The 17,062-nt window shown below is 49.1% G+C and carries 13 protein-coding genes; 4 read left to right on the top strand and 9 right to left on the bottom strand.

Features of this window, described 5'->3' with window-relative positions; all coding sequences use genetic code 11:
• Window positions 1-37: 37 nt before the first annotated feature.
• From CB4_RS10415 to CB4_RS10405, 3 genes are read right to left on the bottom strand one after another with little or no spacing between them, the layout of a single operon-like run.
• Complete coding sequence (locus tag CB4_RS10415; RefSeq protein WP_096465664.1) at window positions 38-1,834, bottom strand: acyl-CoA dehydrogenase family protein; 1,797 nt, start codon at window positions 1,832-1,834, stop codon at window positions 38-40.
• 28 nt (window positions 1,835-1,862) lie between these two features.
• Window positions 1,863-3,044: an acetyl-CoA C-acyltransferase gene (locus CB4_RS10410; protein ID WP_096465662.1), complete on the bottom strand. Its 1,182-nt coding sequence runs from the start codon at window positions 3,042-3,044 to the stop codon at window positions 1,863-1,865.
• Window positions 3,045-3,059: 15 nt separating this feature from the next.
• Window positions 3,060-5,465 carry a 3-hydroxyacyl-CoA dehydrogenase/enoyl-CoA hydratase family protein gene (locus CB4_RS10405; RefSeq protein WP_096465660.1) on the bottom strand — a complete coding sequence of 802 codons (2,406 nt, stop codon included), beginning with the start codon at window positions 5,463-5,465 and terminating at the stop codon, window positions 3,060-3,062.
• 277 nt (window positions 5,466-5,742) lie between these two features.
• On the opposite strand from CB4_RS10405, the gene CB4_RS20955 reads away from it, so the two are divergent.
• Window positions 5,743-5,964 carry a hypothetical protein gene (locus tag CB4_RS20955; RefSeq protein WP_231956222.1) on the top strand — a complete coding sequence of 74 codons (222 nt, stop codon included), beginning with the start codon at window positions 5,743-5,745 and terminating at the stop codon, window positions 5,962-5,964.
• Window positions 5,965-6,435: 471 nt separating this feature from the next.
• Here CB4_RS20955 and CB4_RS10400 read toward each other — a convergent pair whose 3' ends face one another.
• The gene (locus CB4_RS10400; RefSeq protein WP_096465658.1) at window positions 6,436-7,908 is read right to left on the bottom strand and encodes an APC family permease; all 1,473 of its coding nucleotides are present in this window, start codon (window positions 7,906-7,908) and stop codon (window positions 6,436-6,438) included.
• A gap of 256 nt (window positions 7,909-8,164) precedes the next feature.
• A complete protein-coding gene (locus tag CB4_RS10395; protein WP_231956221.1) occupies window positions 8,165-8,752 on the bottom strand; it encodes an SEC-C metal-binding domain-containing protein in 588 nt (195 codons plus the stop codon).
• A 269-nt stretch (window positions 8,753-9,021) separates the two neighbouring features.
• Between CB4_RS10395 and CB4_RS10390 the strand changes: the two genes are divergently transcribed.
• The 3 genes from CB4_RS10390 (at window position 9,022) to CB4_RS21530 (ending at window position 11,762) form a co-directional block, all read left to right on the top strand.
• Window positions 9,022-9,765, top strand: a complete 744-nt coding sequence (locus CB4_RS10390; protein ID WP_096465656.1) for a LysM peptidoglycan-binding domain-containing protein — start codon at window positions 9,022-9,024, stop codon at window positions 9,763-9,765.
• Between the two features lie 146 nt (window positions 9,766-9,911).
• Window positions 9,912-11,216, top strand: a complete 1,305-nt coding sequence (locus CB4_RS10385) for a stalk domain-containing protein (RefSeq protein ID WP_096465654.1) — start codon at window positions 9,912-9,914, stop codon at window positions 11,214-11,216.
• A 297-nt stretch (window positions 11,217-11,513) separates the two neighbouring features.
• Window positions 11,514-11,762: a hypothetical protein gene (locus CB4_RS21530; RefSeq protein ID WP_231956220.1), complete on the top strand. Its 249-nt coding sequence runs from the start codon at window positions 11,514-11,516 to the stop codon at window positions 11,760-11,762.
• A gap of 142 nt (window positions 11,763-11,904) precedes the next feature.
• On the opposite strand, the gene CB4_RS10375 is transcribed toward CB4_RS21530, so the two are convergent.
• The 4 genes from CB4_RS10375 to CB4_RS10355 form a co-directional block, all read right to left on the bottom strand.
• On the bottom strand, window positions 11,905-13,122 hold the full coding sequence (locus tag CB4_RS10375) for an IS110 family RNA-guided transposase (protein WP_096463496.1): 1,218 nt from the start codon (window positions 13,120-13,122) through the stop codon (window positions 11,905-11,907).
• 433 nt (window positions 13,123-13,555) lie between these two features.
• Entirely contained in the window at window positions 13,556-13,825 is a 270-nt protein-coding gene (locus tag CB4_RS10365) for a hypothetical protein (RefSeq protein ID WP_096465648.1), read from the bottom strand.
• Window positions 13,826-14,025: 200 nt separating this feature from the next.
• Entirely contained in the window at window positions 14,026-14,895 is an 870-nt protein-coding gene (locus CB4_RS10360; protein ID WP_096465646.1) for a CvfB family protein, read from the bottom strand.
• Window positions 14,892-17,024, bottom strand: a complete 2,133-nt coding sequence (locus CB4_RS10355; RefSeq protein WP_096465644.1) for an ATP-dependent helicase — start codon at window positions 17,022-17,024, stop codon at window positions 14,892-14,894. The genes CB4_RS10360 and CB4_RS10355 overlap by 4 nt, the downstream gene beginning before the upstream one ends.
• Window positions 17,025-17,062 lie beyond the last annotated feature (38 nt).

Genomic DNA, 17,062 nt, shown 5'->3' with positions numbered 1-17,062 from the left:
CATTTTCACAGAAAACGTTCATGGTCTGCCAGCCCACCTACTTCACTCCCGCCGTATACTGTTCGACCTCCACGATGCGTGCTGCAATGCTACGTTTAAGCGCAATCGTATTTACCGGTGGCATGCGCAGCAATTTTTTGAGGATCGAGAGCTGAGTGCGCAGCGTATCGCCTTCACTCACCGCAAGCAACGTTTCTTTCGTCCATGCTTCGAGATCACTCCATACATCGCGGAAGTACGCCTGCGTCATCTGAACCTGCATACGCGCTGCTGCTTCCCCGCGATTTACAGCCGTCTTTTTCGCGCGGAGCAAGGCTGATTCCAGCGCGTAAATCGTAATCAGCAGATTAGACAGATTCTCAAGAATCTCCTGTTCGCCCTCAATTTTCTGCATATATTTCTGCACAGCTGCTCCGCCAACCATGAGGAAGATTTTCTTAGCAGACGCAAGCATACTTGTTTCCGCTTCAAGAAGTCCGGATGTCTCACTCAGATCAAGTGGCGGCATATAGCCAGCTAACTCCTTCTGTAATTGTTGCAGCTTTGCCATCAGCGGGAGTCGACCTTGCATCGCACGTTTCAACAGAGTGTCTGGAATGAGCAGTCGGTTGATCTCGTTCGTCCCTTCAAAAATACGATTAATCCGGGAGTCACGGTAAATCTGCTCGATCTTGTACTCAGCAATATAACCATAGCCACCGTGCATCTGCACACCTTCATCTGCTACAAAATCAAGTGCCTCCGATGCAAACACTTTGACAATCGAATGTTCGATCGCATGCTCTTCGATTGCCTTTGCTGCTTCCGCCGCCGCATACGTCTCCAAGTTCAAGTTTGCAGTTGCACAGTCGAGGTACCCACCGGTGCGGTAGACCATGCTTTCGTTTACATACGTACGAATCGTCATATCTGCCACTTTATTACGCAGGAGCGGAAAGTTGATGATCGGCGTATTGAATTGTTTGCGCTCTTTCGCATATTTCACAGCTAGCTCAATCGCCCATTTGGACGTGCCGACTGCACCAACGCCAAGCTTATAGCGCCCAACGTTCAAAATATTAAAGGCGATCTGATGCCCCTTCCCGATCTCACCAAGGACATTTTCCACTGGCACCGCCACATCTTCGAGAATGAGCGGGCAGGTAGATGAACCTTTGATCCCCATTTTCTTCTCTTCCGGTCCGGTGCTCACCCCCGAAAACTCTTTTTCTACGATAAAGGCGGTAAACTTCTCGCCGTCGATTTTTGCATACACGATGAATACATCAGCAAATCCGGCGTTCGTAATGTACTGCTTCGTACCATTCAAAATGTAATGAGTACCCTCTAGATTCAGAATGGCTGTCGTCTTCGCACCGAGTGCATCAGAGCCGGAAGATGGTTCGGTCAGACAATAGGCCGCCACTTTTTCTCCGGTTGTCAATGCCGGCAAATACTGTGCCTTCTGTTCCGGCGTGCCAAAAAATACGATGGGCAATGTACCAATGCCAACGTGTGCCCCATGACTTAAGGCAAACGAGCCACCGCGCACCATGCTTTCCCCAATGAGACTCGAACTAATCTTATCAAGCGCCGCACCACCATACGCTTCCGGGACATCCGCTCCAAGCAGACCGAGCTCGCCCGCCTGCCTGAGCAGCTTCACTGTCAATTCATAATTAAGCTTCTCGATCTCTTCTGCGTGCGGTTCCACTTCGCCTTCAATGAAGTCGCGCGTCATACGCGCAATCATTTTCTGCTCATCATTCAGATCTTCCGGTGTGAACACAGACTGAAAATCTACCTCCTCAAGAATAAACTGACCGCCTTTTGGAATGGTATGCTGTACGCTCATGATAATCCTCCTTTATCGTAATCAAAAGTTACTTCACAAATTCAAACACACCCGCTGCCCCCTGACCGCCGCCGATGCACATCGACACGACTCCATAACGCGCCCCGCGCCGTGCTGCTTCGTGCAGTAAGGTAACCGTTAGCTTCGCTCCTGAGCAGCCCAGCGGATGCCCGAGTGCGATCGCGCCGCCGTTTACATTTACCTTATCCGGGTCGATACCAAGATGGCGCACGACGTACGCCGCCTGGGACGCAAATGCTTCATTAATTTCAAACAAGTCCACATCGTCTTGGGTAATACTTGCAAGTTTCAACGCCTTCGGAATCGCGACTACCGGACCGATTCCCATTACATCCGGATCGACCCCGCCGACTACGAACGACCGGAAAATCGCCAGCGGTTTCAACCCAAGCTCATTCGCCTTCTCCCGCGACATGACGATAACCGCAGCTGCCCCATCGCTTGTCTGCGACGAATTACCCGCCGTAACACTGCCGCCGACACGAAATGGTGATTTCAGGCGGGAGAGCCCTTCTGTTGTTGTTTCAGGACGCACGCCTTCATCTGTATCAAATACTTTTTCAGTAATATGGAGCTTACCTCTATCATCCAGATGCTTTTCTTTAATAGTCAGTGGAACGATCTCGTCCTTGAATTTGCCTGCTGCAATAGCTGCCGCCGCTTTGCGGTGACTCTCGAACGCAAAGCGGTCCTGCTCCTCCCGACTGACTTCAAAGCGTGCCGCGACATTTTCAGCCGTATGCCCCATTGATATATATACGTCCGGATACAAGTCCACAATGTCTGGATGTGGAGATGGTTTATTGCCGACCATCGGTACATAACTCATGCTTTCGACACCACCTGCCAGCACAACATCCGCAAATCCACACATAATTTTCTCCGCCGCAATCGCAATCGACTGTAATCCAGATGAACAGAAGCGATTAATCGTAAAACCCGGCACCGTGGTCGGCAGTCCGGCATACACTGAGATGATGCGTGCCATATTAAACCCCTGCTCCCCCTCCGGCATCGCACAGCCGATAATGACATCGTCAAGCATCTCCGGCGCAAGACCCGGAGCACGCTTAATCACTTCTGTAATAACTGCGGCCCCCAGATCTTCCGGGCGCGTATGGCGCAGAGCGCCTTTAGGGGCCTTCCCTACAGCTGTACGCGCAGCTGCCACCAGTACTGCTTCTCTCATAACGTCCACTCCTTTCTAATTGCGTAGTGGCTTGCCTTTTGTCAGCATGTGAATCATTCGTTCCTGTGATTTCGGTTCACCGCACAAGCTTAAAAAAGCTTCCCGTTCCAGATCGAGCAAATACTGCTCACTTACATACGTACTGCGATTCACATCGCCACCTGCTAATACATGAGCAAGCTTGCCTGCAATCTTCAAGTCATGCTGACTGATGTAACCGCCCTGGTACATGCCATACGCACCAAGCTTGAGCACCGCCTTGCCATCAGCACCGACAACGCGGACTTCTTCCGCAAGAGGTGCTGTATATCCCGCCAGATCAAGGGCAAGTACCGCCTGCTTGGCGTCATACAGCAGATGATCACGATTGATCGACACCGCATCTCGCTCCCGCAACAGTCCGATATCGCGTGCCTCTTCCCCGCTCGTTGATACTTTAGCCAGCGCAATCGTCTCAAATGCCCGGTTCACAAACGGCTGAAGATCAACTTTTGAATCGACTTGATCCGCCGCTTTTGTCATACGAAGCAGCACTTCCTTCGTGCCGCCGCCTCCTGGAATGACGCCAACACCAACCTCCACCAGCCCCATATACGTCTCCGCTGCCGCCTGAATACGGGCAGCAGGCAGGCATACTTCCGTGCCGCCCCCAAGCGTCATGCCGAACGGAGCCGCAACAATCGGACGCTGCGCGTATTTCATACGCATCGATGCCTGCTGGAAGCGATTCACAAGATAATTAATATCATCCCAGTTGTCATCCTGTGCCTCGCTCAAGATCAGCATCAAGTTAGCACCGACGCAGAAGTTCTTCGCTTCATTGTGAATGACAAGCCCGCGCCAGTTTTGCTCCACTTCGTCAATCGACTTGAACATCATATCCACAATGTCATACCCAATCGCGTTATTGGGAGAATGGAACTCGAGGCACGCCACTCCATCACCGATATCAATCAGACTTGCGCCGGGGTTTGCAAGAATCGGCTTTGCTTTTTCCTTATAAGCAGCAAGTTGCATCTGTTCGCGCTCCCGCTCCTCCTCCTGCTGCTCGCCTGCAAGCGTCTGATAGTACCGTATTGCGCTCTCTTTCGTATAAAAGGACGTTTTCCCGGACGCAAGCATATCTTCCACCCAGGTCGGAATAACGTCGCCCTCCTGCTTCATCCGTGCGATCGCCTGCGGTACACCGAGCACATCCCACGTCTCGAACGGGCCCAGCTCCCAATTGAAGCCCCATTTCATTGCGTTATCAATACTCACAATATCATCGGCGATCTCTGGCAGTTTTGCTGCTGAATAGAGCAGCACCTCTTTCAGTACATTCCAGACGAATTGCCCTTCTTTAGTGGGACTGTATGCAAGCGCCTTGATTCGTTTCTTCAGACCACCTGCCGCCTTCGCCTGCTCTACGCCCACAAACTTACGCTTTGTGAGCGGCATATATGTCTGTGTCGTATAATCAAGCGCCAGAATCTCTTTGCCAGTGGCTGTTTTCGTTTTTTTGTAGAAGCCCTGTCCGCTTTTGTCACCGAGCCAGCCATTTGCAAGCATCGTATGCAATAGTTCCGGCACCTGAAATGCCGCTTTTTCCGTGTCATTGTATACCGAGCTGTATACGTTGCCTGCTACATGGACGAACGTATCAAGCCCGACCATATCAAGCGTGCGGAACGTGGCACTTTTCGGACGGCCAATTGCCTTTCCGGTCATCGCATCTACTTCTTCTATCGTCCATCCGTCCCTCATCATCTCTGCGAACGTTACCATAAGTCCATACGTTCCGATCCGGTTTGCGATAAAATTTGGCGTGTCCTTAGCCAGTACAACCCCTTTGCCCAACACACGCTCACCAACCCACTTCATAAAAGCGATTACAGAAGCGTCTGTATCACGTCCCGGAATAATCTCAAGCAACTTCATATAGCGCGGTGGATTAAAAAAGTGCGTGCCCAGAAAAGACTGGCGGAATGCTTCACTGCGTCCTTCTATCATCCGGTTAATGGAAACCCCGGATGTATTCGTACTGACAATCATGCCAGGATGCCAGTACGCTTCGACTTTTGCCCATAAGTCTTGCTTCACTTCCAGCTTTTCCACTACCGCTTCAATAACCCAGTCTACCTCTGCGATTCGAGCTAGATCGTCTTCGAGATTTCCCGGCGCAATCAGTTCGACATTTCGTGCTGTGAACAGTGGAGCCGGCTTCGTCTTAAGCAGTCTTACTTTCGCTTCGTTCGCCAGACGATTACGCACAGCGGCATCGTTCAACGATAAGCCGCGCGCTTTCTCCTGTGTCGTTAGTTCGGTTGGCACAATATCAAGCAAGTACGTTTGAATCCCTGCATTCGCCAACTGTGCTGCAATGGCCGCCCCCATCACACCGGAGCCGAGTACAGCTGCTTTTCGAATGGCTCTCTCCATACACGAGCCTCCTCACTATTGAATGAATACTCATTCATATTTAAAATTCTTAATTGTTATTCTAGTATATATTTTCTAATAATTCTAGATGCCCGTTATTTTTTTTGAAAATTATACACTGGTCAGGCATAGACAACCACACTGATCTTGTATCATTTTCCTGTATGAATCACACTCTATATTTGCTAGACTTAAAATTAAGCACAAAACATCTGTGCATGGTTGAGAGTCAACGAGTTGTCTATCGTTGGCTTTTTTTTCGTGGTATCGACAATGTGTGGTTGTGGTGGAGGAGCGGGATCGGGTGGGGCCTCGTCACTTCGGTACGCTTACGAAGAAGTTGAGACTGTCCGCTCCAGGTGCCAGACGAACTCGCCCACAAAACATGCCTGCGATGAGATTGCATCGAAGCATTGTGGGCAAAAGCCCGTTCGCCTGTCCCCTGCCGCTGGGGAGTCGCGTACAGGCGTTCCGTTGCCCCACCCGATCCCGCTCCTAGCACACTTTGGTTAAACACCATCAAGCAATATCAAGAAGTTGAGCTTTGCTATGCAGTCAAAAAATAAGGAAGCCGTCTTTCGAAAAGCCAGTGGCTATTGAGCAAATCCATTCTAGCGGCGAGAGTCTTTTTGTAAATCGAAACGTTGTGTGGGGAGGGGTGAGTAAGAGAGCGCCTGTACGCGCCTACTCAGCGAAGGGAGAACGACGAACGGGCCTTTGCCCGCAATGCTTCGATGAACCAACATCGTGGGCTTTCCTTTGCGGGCGAGTTCGTCGGGCTCCCGGAGCGGACAGTAGCCGCTTCCCTGCAAGCGTACCCTAGCGAACGGCTCCTCCCTTCTCCTACTCCCTCACCACCAAACGTTGTCGATATTACGAAAAAAAACTCACCTTTATGAATTCATAGCAAAAAAGTAAGCAGGCATCTATGAAAGACACCTGCTTACTTTTTACGTAACGGTTTAATCGATTACGATTCAGACAGCTCTGCAGAAGAAAGGGTTTCTTCAAATACAGCTACTTTCTCTTTTGGACGGATAATCGTCATATAATACAACCCGCCCAATGCCATCACAACAGCGACGAGCAGTGGCATGGCATAATTGACATACCACGGAGCATCCGGTGTACGCGGCCAGCAGAGGTTGCCAATTACAAATAATCCCCAGATAGACGACAGCACATTGACAGTTCTTCCCCATTTCCCAAGATTCCACGGGGCAGCCGTACCGTCCCACCCCCTCTTGCGGGCGATGAGCGCTCCAAGTGAAATACTAAAGTAGGATAAATAAATGCCAATCGTGCAGATATTTACGATGTATGTCAGAGCAGATGCTGACATCGTCAGGATAATGGTAAAGGCCCCACTAAACAAAATAGCTGGAATGGGCGTTTCATATTTGGGCGATACTTTCACCCACAGGAAAGAAAACGGTACTTTTTCATCGCGGCCAAATGAATATAACAGACGGGAAACGGTTGCCTGTACAGCAGTCCCACAGACAAAAATCGCCAACACTGCCAGGACAATAAACCCATTTGCCACACCCTGTCCTAGATTGCTCTCCAGCACGTACGAAAGCGCTACCTTAGACTGCATAGCTGTATCAAGGTCTGGAATGGCAAGCACAAATGCCAGCAGAGCAAGACCTCCAACAAAAAACGTAAGCACAAGTGAAGAGACAATGGTCTTCGGAACTACGCGGCGTGGGTCAATTACTTCTTCTGCGAGACTGCCAGCAGAATCAAACCCAAACAGCACCCAGGTTGACATGAGCATCGCGGTCAGAAATACAGGCAAATAACTGCCATCCCCAGCTGTTCCCGCCGTTTCGAGTGTAAATGTGATTGGATGATGTACACCGACAAGAAACAACGCAGTGGCCAGCACAATCATCACCGCAATTTCTGCTACCATTCCAATGTTATTAATAAGAGCTGTTAATTTTACACCAAAAGCATTGATCAATGTGTGCAGTACAACCATTACAACCGTAATGCCAAACAATGTACTCGTATTTCCCGCATCCCATCCGAGAAGCTGCGCAACATACGGCGCTCCCCCGTAGTCAACAGCAGCAATCGTTGCCAAAAGCGCAACCAAGTAAATCCATCCGGCAAACCACGCGTACGACGGTCCGACCAGATTCTTGCACCATTGATAAATCGATCCGGCAATTGGATAATGAGAAGCAACTTCTGCCATCGTCAGTGCCACAAGCAGCTGCCCGATGAATACAACTGGCCAACTCCAGATAAATGCCGGTCCACCGGTTGACAGACCGTTGCCAAACAAGCCGAATATACCTGTTGTGGCCGAAATAAACGAAAAAGCGATCGCAAAGTTAGAAAAAAACGTAAGATTGCGTTTTAACTCCTGCTTGTAACCAAGTCGGGCCAAATCTTCCGCATCGCGATCAATGTGCGCTCCATGATGATCCATACAATCCTCCTTATATAAAATTAAAAATTCTGTACATTTATTTTAAAAAGCAAATTTGATGCCACTTGTATCCCCCCTCTTGCCCCACTGTTTTCATATTTTTTATTCGAAAGTGCATAATTCATGCAAATTGGCATATCCTCTACCATGAACGAAAGACAGCTTCGCCGTTTCCCTCGCTGCTAATGTAATCCAGAATCCAACGAGGAACAAAAAACCCGGTAGCATGCCCTCTTCGGGACGCTCCGGGTTTTTGTCAAGTTGCAATAAACTTATTGCGAATCCGCTTGTAGCGAATGCCTTTCTTCTCACAACAGTTTTTGTACTTGTCGCCACTGCCGCACGGACATGCATCATTACGTCCGAGCTTACCTTCCTTCTTGCGCTGTGCCACCTTTTTTGCGTTACGCTCCGCATTTGGCACGAGCTTCTCTAGATGTACTGCTGTCAGCATGTCTGCTTTCTTGCGAGTTGTCGGTTGCTCTGCTTCTTCTTTTACAGCAGAAGCCTCCTCTTTCGTATCTAGCTTGTCCAACTCCATTTTTTCCGCAAGAATGCCGCGAATTTTTACTTTTGCTTCCGTTACGAATTGATCCTGTTCATGATACCCTTTGACCTCATAGCCGCCCCCTGCCTTCTTCTCCGCGCACCAGGCATAATGGGAAGCCAGCGATTCTTCCAGCCATCCTTTATAGAACTCATCCACAAGCGCCTCTTCACTCGCAAAACCGGATCCATTATTTCCATGCCGGTCTACAAATATATCGGCGTATTTTTTAATGGAAAGGGTAAGGCTTCGCTTTTCTCCGCTTGTCATTTCTTCATATGTACGAATAACAATCACCCCTACAAACTTCCTTCAAGTAGTATGCGTATCTTTCAATTGTACAAATATGTTCGCAAGAAGAAAAGGAAAACAATAAAAAAAAATATATCCAGAATAAACTGACAAATTAAAGGTAGATCATTTTTAGTATATCATACCTTCTTCCTTCCTATGTGAGCCATTTCATAAATGATTACCTTGTAGTATTGCCGTACTTTTCATTTCACGCAATAATTTGGAAAGCAAAACATTTTTCAACATTGTTCGACATTTCAGAGGAGGAGATCATGATTATACGCAAACGAGTCGCAGCCACCCTGCTCTGCACCTTCCTGCTGTCCCCGCTCGGTACAGCATCAGATGTTTTGGCAGCTACACAGGTATCCGCTAAAACAGCAAGCACAACGGCAACAAAACAAACCGCTAAAGTGACCGCTCTAATAGATGGGGATACCATGCGCGTCACAATTAACGGAAAAGCAGATGTAATTCAGTTAATTGGGGTAGCAGCTACAGCAAGTACATATACAAAAAAAACAGTAGTCGGCAAAACCGTAACCCTTGAATACGACAAAGTAAAGCGGGATAAATACGGCCGCCTGTATGCTTATGTCTGGTTGAACAAGCAGCTATTTAATGCCGACATCATTCGAAAAGGATATGCGAAATTGGCGCAATCGGGAAGTAATGTGAAGTATGCATCTTTGCTCAAAGCAGCGGTGGCTCCGTTAACTCCACCGCCACCTCCACCGCCACCTACTCCTATTTCACAAGACACGACTGACACCCCCTTGAAACTCACAGTAAAAGACGGAAAACTGATGGTCGTGATGAAGCAAAGCAACACAAAAATCCACACGGTACAGTCAGGAGATTCCCTCTGGAAGCTTGGCAAACAGTATGGAACTACAATCGAGGCAATCTGTGACGCCAATAAGATAACAGCAGACACGATTCTAAAAATCGGACAGTCTCTGATCATTCCTACATCCACAAGCGTGTATGTTCCAGTTGAAACAGCTACTGAATAGCCTATTGAACACTCCTCAGCACACAACGCTGAGGAGTTTCATTTTATCCTTTTTTCTTTCCTGTAAGCTAGAAGGTGCTATAATACATAAGACCCTTTCAATAGTTATGTATATAGAATGATTTATACAATCGAAGGAGAGAAATAATGAAGAAAATAGTCCCGTCTGCGATTGCGCTATCACTGGCCTTAACTTTTGCTGCTTCTCCAGCTGCCCTGGCGCAACCAAATTCAACTACAACCAAGTCCGCCAATACAAAAAAAACGAAGGCACCGTCTAAAACAGTCACCGAGCCCGTAACGTATACGAAGTCGCTCGTTACGGTATACAGCAATAATAAGAAGATTACCTTCCCTCGTTCGCCCGTTGTCGTTAATGATGTCCTACTCGTTCCGATGCGGGATATGTTTAATTCGATCGGCGCCACCGTTTACTGGGATGACAAGACACGCACGATAACGGCTCAAAAAGGAAACGATAAAGTCATCTTAAAAATCGGCAAAAAGTCAGGCACCAAAAATGGAAAAGCGATTACGTTTAGCACCGCACCAGAAATCATTAACGGTACAACCATGGTACCTGTCCGACTGGCCGCTGAATCATTCGATCTCGCTGTGACGTGGGATGCGAAAAAGAAAGCGATCTTTATTCAAGAAAAAAATTCGGTCAGCACGCAGCCAAAACCAGCTCCGACGCAACCAGCCGAGACAACACCAGAACCCGATAAACAGGAACAGGCGAACCTTGCAGCGAAACTGCTCGCCATGCAACTGGCAGAAGCAGTCGCATCCGGCAGTACCAGCGGCGTGCGGACTGCTCTGAATGCTGGCGCAAACCCGAATACGGCTCCTGACAATACAGGTGTCACGCCGCTCATGTCTGCGATATCTGGCGGCAAACTGGATATCGCCCGCATCCTGCTTACGAAAAAAGCGGACCCCAATATTCAAAATGACGCAGGCAAGACCGCTCTTATGTATGCTATAGAACGCAATAATATAGAAGCGATCAATCTGCTGCTGTCTTATAAAGCAGACCGATCAGCACAAACGAAACTCGGAGAAGATGCCCTTTCTCTCGCTTATAAAAACGGATCTACCGATGTGGCACGTCTGTTCTCCTCCTTGTCTTTTCGGGAGGCTGCTACAGTAGACGAACTACGAAATAACCTCACCTGCTCTGTTATTGACGGAATTAGCGCAAACGATCTTGGCTTGAGTACAGGCGAAGCCGTCATGTATGTAACTCTTTCTGACCAAAATGCGCTAAAAACGTTCCGTGCTCTGTCAGATGAAGCAAAAAAAGAGTTGATTTACAGTGTCGCATTCAAAAATTGGAGTGATGTCACAGGTGCAAGCACCTGCCGGGTACTCATCCGATTCGAAGGGCGCACATTGCTCACAACCGATCTTACCGCAAGTACACCTCTATCTGCTGTGAAGTGGAAATGATGTCTTGATTAGGTTTTATCCAAAGTGTGGGGGAAGAGCGGGATCGGGCGGGGCCTCGTCACTTGGGTACGCTTGCTAAGGAGTAGGGCTGTTCGCTCCAGGTGCCAAACGAACTCGCCCACAAAACATGCCCACGATGTATTTGCAGCGAAGCATTGTGGGCAAAAGCCCGTTCGTCTGGCCCTTTCCGCTGGGGAGTCGCGCACAGGCGTTCCGCTGCCCCGCCCGATCCCGCTCCTGACACAGTTTGTATGAAACCCCTCAAGCATAATCAAGAGGCTGAGCTTTGCTATGCAGATGAAAAACAACGAAGCCGTCTTTCAAAAAGCCACTGGCTATCGAACAAATCCATTCTGGCGTCGAGCCGTTTTTGTAAACCGAAACGCTGTGCGGGGAGTGGGAGAAGGGCAGAGCAAGAGAGTGCCTGTACGCGCCTACCCAGCGGAGGGAGAACGGCGAACGGGCCTTTGTCCGCAATCCTTCGGTGAATCAACATCGGAGGCTTTTCTTACGATTAGTCAAGTGAATCATAATGATTTTGAGTGATTATTTTGTAAGTAACAGGGGGAGGAAGCGGAGAGAAAATAACAGGTTTCACAGAAAGTATGGATGTTGACATACCAAATAAACCTAGGGTGTTTTTATTTTTTGCTAGGTTTATTTGGTATATGGTATGATAGAAATTGCATTATGATCTGGTGGCACACTGGTACTCATAGTGCTGATTGTGTGTAATAAGGTAGAAGAGGCACTTCAAGAGCTTATTTACACAAGCGATCGACGCAACTTTATGACACTTGTTATAAGGTTGCGTTTTTACTTTGTCATAGTACTCAACGAGATGGTTGTTCCCGAAACGACGCTGTTTAATCATATTCTGAATGACAAGGTAAAGCAGTTTACGCAGGTGCTTGTTTCCGCGCTTATTGATTTTATCCTGGAAAAAGGTTTTACCGGACTGGAACCGTCGGATATCAATCCCTGCAAAGGCGTTGAGCTGTTTCGGATTGTCGAAGCGGCGGATGTCTCCGATTTCGGCGAGTAAACGCACCGCTGTATTTACCCCAATGCCCGGAAAGCTGAGAAGAACTTGATAGTCCTCTCGATGCATGCTCATTTCCTCCATTTGCCGAATCAGAGCTTCTCGTTGGCGAAGAATCTCCAAATAACGTTTGACATAGATGCGTAGCTGGTCACAAAGAACATCGGTTGCGGAAACCGCCGGATACGAGTTCTGTGCGGCTTCAAGCAACTGGATGGCTTTCTTCTCAGCGGTACCTGCCGATAACTTTTTGTCGGTACTCTTGAGAATCCGGTTTCTGATTACGGTTTTGGAAAGACCGTTCACGAGATCGGGATGTGGAAATAACTGAATGACATGTAAACAGAGCTCCGATCGGCTTGTAAAGATCGTTTCCAGTTCGGAAAAGGTCAGTTGAATGACTTTATGCATCCGATTGCGAAGAGTAGAAAGTTCTCCGTCTAATTCTTGGTAAAACCGAGAGAGAGACTTTAGCTGCTGGAAGAAGTCATTGGGTACTTCTTTTTCTCTTCGAGAGACCGTGAAATGAGTCAACGCCAGCCGATGAGCGTCACTTCGATCCGTTTTATGCATCCGCATAGAAGCGGACTGCAGTTTGGCTTCAAGCGGGTTTAACAGGCAATAGGTGTACTGATGATCTTGCATAAAGCGTTCCAGTTGTCTGGAGTATACGCCCGTAGCTTCGAAAACAATGGACGGTTGTTCCCCATCTTGCTCGATCAGCTTCTCCATGCAGGCATGCAACCCTTCAAAATCGGAACGGGTATGCCGGATTTCTCCTTCAAACTCACAGTGCCGGTCGGCATTGTACACCACCCAATAGCTCTTTCCCATACTTACATCAAATGCGACTACATGTTTCATGGTTGTTCTCCTCCTGATGTTCGTTGTAGAAGCCTTCACGCATCCTTATCGATTCCCTTTTCTTATACACGATCTCAATGGATCCAACATACTGAAGCTGATTCAAATAAGGGCAGTGAAGTTGGCCTGTTTCTTTGACGGATTCAAGATCCCGAAGCCCACTCGGCCTGTTTCTTCACTTCTACCACAAAAAAATAGTAGCACAAACCGTGGCCTTGGTCTGTGCTACTAATCTTAGTATGTTTCTTTGCGGGCGAGTTCGCCGGGCTCCCGGAGCGGACAATCAGGGCTTCCCTGCAAGCGTACTCAAACGAACGGCTCCGCCCTTCTCCCACTCCCTCACCACCACACGTTGTCGATTCTACAAAAACGAGGCCGTCCTGTTCGCCATGTTCTGGCTTTAGGACAGCCTCGTTTCCTCTGCTCTTTCGTATCAATACGTTCCCCGGTACGCGTCTAACCCTTGCCGCCTTGCAATTTCACGGTTTAATTCACTTGCTTCCTGCCACGGAATACCGGTATGCATCCAGCTCGTGCTTGCTGTCTCATCCTGCATAAGCATATCCGATGCTTTCTGCCCATGCTCTGCTGTAAAATGTGCGTGTGGTACGCTCTGTTCCATATAACGTACCTGCGCCCGCAGGAGGGAAAGACGTTCCCACTTCCGTACTAGATCGTTGTCGCTGTAGTAGTCTTTTCTCATGCTGGTTTCCTCCTCACTTGTTAGTCCGCTCTGCTTGTTATATACTTTCGTATTTGTTACTCTTTTTATGTCCGGTTTCTACTATAACTAAACGCTTTATTATTTTATTTTTATCTTCTAAATAGTAAAAATATTACTCACTTACTTTTGTATGAAAAAAAAGCACGAACTGTACCTGCCACAGTCCGTGCTTTTTTCTATTATTGTTCTGTATCGCCTGGTGCTATGTACGTCCAGCCATCTTCTTGATTCACCCGACGCTCTTTCATAAGCTTGCCGAGCGCACGTTTGAAAGCGGCTTTGCTAATGCCGAACTTATCCAGAATGACATCCGGTGCCGTCTTGTCCGTATACGGCATACGTCCACCACGCTGCTTCACATACGCGTAGATCATCTCGGCATCCTGGCTGTAGCTCACTTCCTTGCGCGGTTTGGTGGACAGATTCAGCCGCCCATCGTCCCGTACTTTAGACACGCGTGCCTCAAGCAACTGACCGACACGCAATTCTTCCTTCGTTTCGTCCCGATGCAGGAATGCCAGGTGTTGTCCTTCCGTCATAATGAACGCACCGATTTTAATGATTTTGTACACATAGCCGCTAATGTCCTGATTGAATAAATCAGGTGTGGCTGGCTCTGCAATCTCTTCAAAATCTTCTTCCCGGCCCAGCACAGCAAGCAAGCGACCCTGCTTGTCATGCTCAAGCTGGATGTATACCCGATCCCCCGACTTCGGCCATTTGCTTTTGAGCTCTGGCAGCTGATCGGCCGGGAGAAGCACATCTTTGCGGATGCCATTATCGAGAAACGCCCCCATGCGCGGGTGAATGTCAACGACTTCAAGCCATCCGAAATCCCCCAGCAGCACATGTGGCTCCATTTGTGTAGCTGCCAGTCGATCCTGGTGGTCATGATACAAGTACACCGTAATGTCATCACCAATCTCTGGCGCTTCCACAACATCGCTCTCGTGCAATAGTACATCTGTATTTTCAATTGACACAAAGTAGCCGAACGGCGCTTTCCGCTCAACCCGTGCCCATTCTTTCGTTCCTGCTTCTAATTTCATCGTTTTGTTTCCTCCTTTGTAGCCGGGCTCGCAATGTGCGAACGTCCGGTAAACGCCTCAAGTAAAAAAGGCGACGTTGCCGCCGGGCGTCCCCGGAAATACAGCGGGGAGCTGACGTAGAGATCCCGCTTCGCCCGTGTAACCGCAACATACGCAAGCCTGCGCTCTTCCTCCACCGCTTCCTGCCACCGTACGTCTGTTTTTTTATGAAGCCAGAAATCTGCCTTCTCATCCGGGTCAACCGCAATACTATGTGGCATTACGCCATCAATGGCACCGAGCACGATCACGACTGGATATTCAAGCCCTTTGGCCGCATGAACCGTCTGCAAGGTAACGCCCGCTAGTGCTACCTGCTCGCGCTGGCGCTTCCTGTGCAATTCTTTCTCCGCTACAATGGTGTCAATATAGGTGAGAAATTCTGGCACTGTCGCAAATCTGCGTGCCGCCTCCTCCAGTTCGAGAAGATCGTCCCGAATGATTTCTTTATGATACGTAACCGCTCCGTCCTGCTCGCTACCAAGAAAACGGTCATAGCCACCGCCCGCATCGTTGCGCACTTCTTTAATCGCCTGTAATGGACTAATGCGGGCGATGCTTGCAAGCCATGTCGCTCGCTCCTGTAGTTTGCGCTTCTGATAAGCAGGCAACCCCTCTAGATGTCCGATCGCCTCCAGATAGGAGATGCCTTGCTGAATCGCTGTGACATGAATTTCTTTCTCATAGCGCGCCCGGCTAATGTAGAGACAGGGCAGGATCGAAGAGAGCGCCTGCTCGCTGTACGGCTCAACCGAGAGCCTGAGAAAGTCGAGCACCGGTCGAATCGTTCCGCGTTCATAAAAGGTTGGTTCATCCCGATGCGTAGTAAACGGCACGTCTGAAAGCAGAAGCTTCTCATACAGCGTCCGCGCCGTGCTGTGCGTCCGATACAGCACCGCAATGTCAGGGTAGGCATACTCTCCCGACTCCACCAGCCTGGTAATGAGCGCTAATACGCATTCCGCCTCATGCTCCGCCGAACGTGCTGTCATATACATCGGGAGTCCCGGAGCACCTGGCAGCACTTTTAGCTCCTTCTCAAAGCGGTCCTCGTTATGGCGAATGACCGCATTCCCAAGCCCAACAACTCCTGCCGGGGAACGATAGTTAATATCAAGCGTAATGCATGTACAATTCGGATATTCTTGTGGAAAGCGTAACATGATCGACGGATCCGCGCCACGCCAGCCGTAAATGGCCTGATCAGGGTCACCCACAACACATAGACTGGCGCGCTCGGAAAGCTGACGAATCATTTCATATTGTGCGATGTTCGTATCCTGGTATTCATCGACCATGATATATGTCATGCGCCGCTGCAAAGCTTCCCGATACGTTGGGTGTGCTGCAAGTGTTTCTATACAGCCGGTGATTAAATCTTCATAATCAATGAGATTATTTTCCCGCTTATACGCTTCATACCGCATAAGCACGCGGCGGGCGTCCTCTTTTAGCCCATCCACGTCTCTTGTATTCCATTCACTGCCCACAACATACAGATTGTTCTTCAAATACGCAAGCAGCGCAAGCAATGTCTCTGGCTCATATTGCTCTCCTGTCGCCATCTCCTTCGTCAACTGAGAAAGCACGTATTCCTTCTGCTTCTGACTCATCATGCGTGGCTGCTCGGTTAACTTGTGGAAGTAAATCGTCCGTGCCAGCGAATGAAACGTGCCTGTAATCATCCGGCGGACCATTCCATCCGTTACGCCTGCAATGCTCCGCAACCGCTCCTGCATCTGACGTGCCGCCTGGCGGGTAAATGTAACAAGCACAATGTTTTCTGGTGGAACACGGCGTACAAGCAGCAAATACGCAGCCCGACATGTCAGCACCGTCGTCTTGCCGCTACCCGCCCCTGCATTGATTAAGACTTGTCCATCTACGGCCCGAACGGCGGCAATCTGCGCTTCATTCAAGTACATACCACTGCCCTCGAGCGCACGAAAAAAAAGCGCGTCCGCTTCGTCAGAGCGAACAAGCTGCTCGGATGTCAGTCCATCTGCTATAAGCGCTCGCGGCACACTCGCCCCGCCCGCTCCCCGCGGCACCGGCTCCATATGATCCATTCCGTTCTCATGCTGCATCATTTTGTATCAGGCCTCATTCCGGAAAAGCTTACGCATGC

Source organism: Aneurinibacillus soli (genome assembly GCF_002355375.1).
Classification (GTDB): Bacteria; Bacillota; Bacilli; order Aneurinibacillales; family Aneurinibacillaceae; genus Aneurinibacillus; species Aneurinibacillus soli.
The sequence above is the reverse complement of the archived record's forward strand: the minus strand, read 5'-3'. Positions and strand labels throughout refer to the sequence as shown.

What these genes read in the sequence shown, in the direction of transcription:
- CB4_RS10415 (WP_096465664.1), bottom strand. Translation starts at nt 1,834, where the DNA reads ATGAGCGTACAGCATACCATTCCAAAAGGCGGTCAGTTTATTCTTGAG.
- CB4_RS10410 (WP_096465662.1), bottom strand. Translation starts at nt 3,044, where the DNA reads ATGAGAGAAGCAGTACTGGTGGCAGCTGCGCGTACAGCTGTAGGGAAG.
- CB4_RS10405 (WP_096465660.1), bottom strand. Translation starts at nt 5,465, where the DNA reads ATGGAGAGAGCCATTCGAAAAGCAGCTGTACTCGGCTCCGGTGTGATG.
- CB4_RS10400 (WP_096465658.1), bottom strand. Translation starts at nt 7,908, where the DNA reads ATGGATCATCATGGAGCGCACATTGATCGCGATGCGGAAGATTTGGCC.
- CB4_RS10390 (WP_096465656.1), top strand. Translation starts at nt 9,022, where the DNA reads ATGATTATACGCAAACGAGTCGCAGCCACCCTGCTCTGCACCTTCCTG.
- CB4_RS10385 (WP_096465654.1), top strand. Translation starts at nt 9,912, where the DNA reads ATGAAGAAAATAGTCCCGTCTGCGATTGCGCTATCACTGGCCTTAACT.
- CB4_RS21530 (WP_231956220.1), top strand. Translation starts at nt 11,514, where the DNA reads ATGAAAAACAACGAAGCCGTCTTTCAAAAAGCCACTGGCTATCGAACA.
- CB4_RS10375 (WP_096463496.1), bottom strand. Translation starts at nt 13,122, where the DNA reads ATGAAACATGTAGTCGCATTTGATGTAAGTATGGGAAAGAGCTATTGG.
- CB4_RS10365 (WP_096465648.1), bottom strand. Translation starts at nt 13,825, where the DNA reads ATGAGAAAAGACTACTACAGCGACAACGATCTAGTACGGAAGTGGGAA.
- CB4_RS10360 (WP_096465646.1), bottom strand. Translation starts at nt 14,895, where the DNA reads ATGAAATTAGAAGCAGGAACGAAAGAATGGGCACGGGTTGAGCGGAAA.
- CB4_RS10355 (WP_096465644.1), bottom strand. Translation starts at nt 17,024, where the DNA reads ATGATGCAGCATGAGAACGGAATGGATCATATGGAGCCGGTGCCGCGG.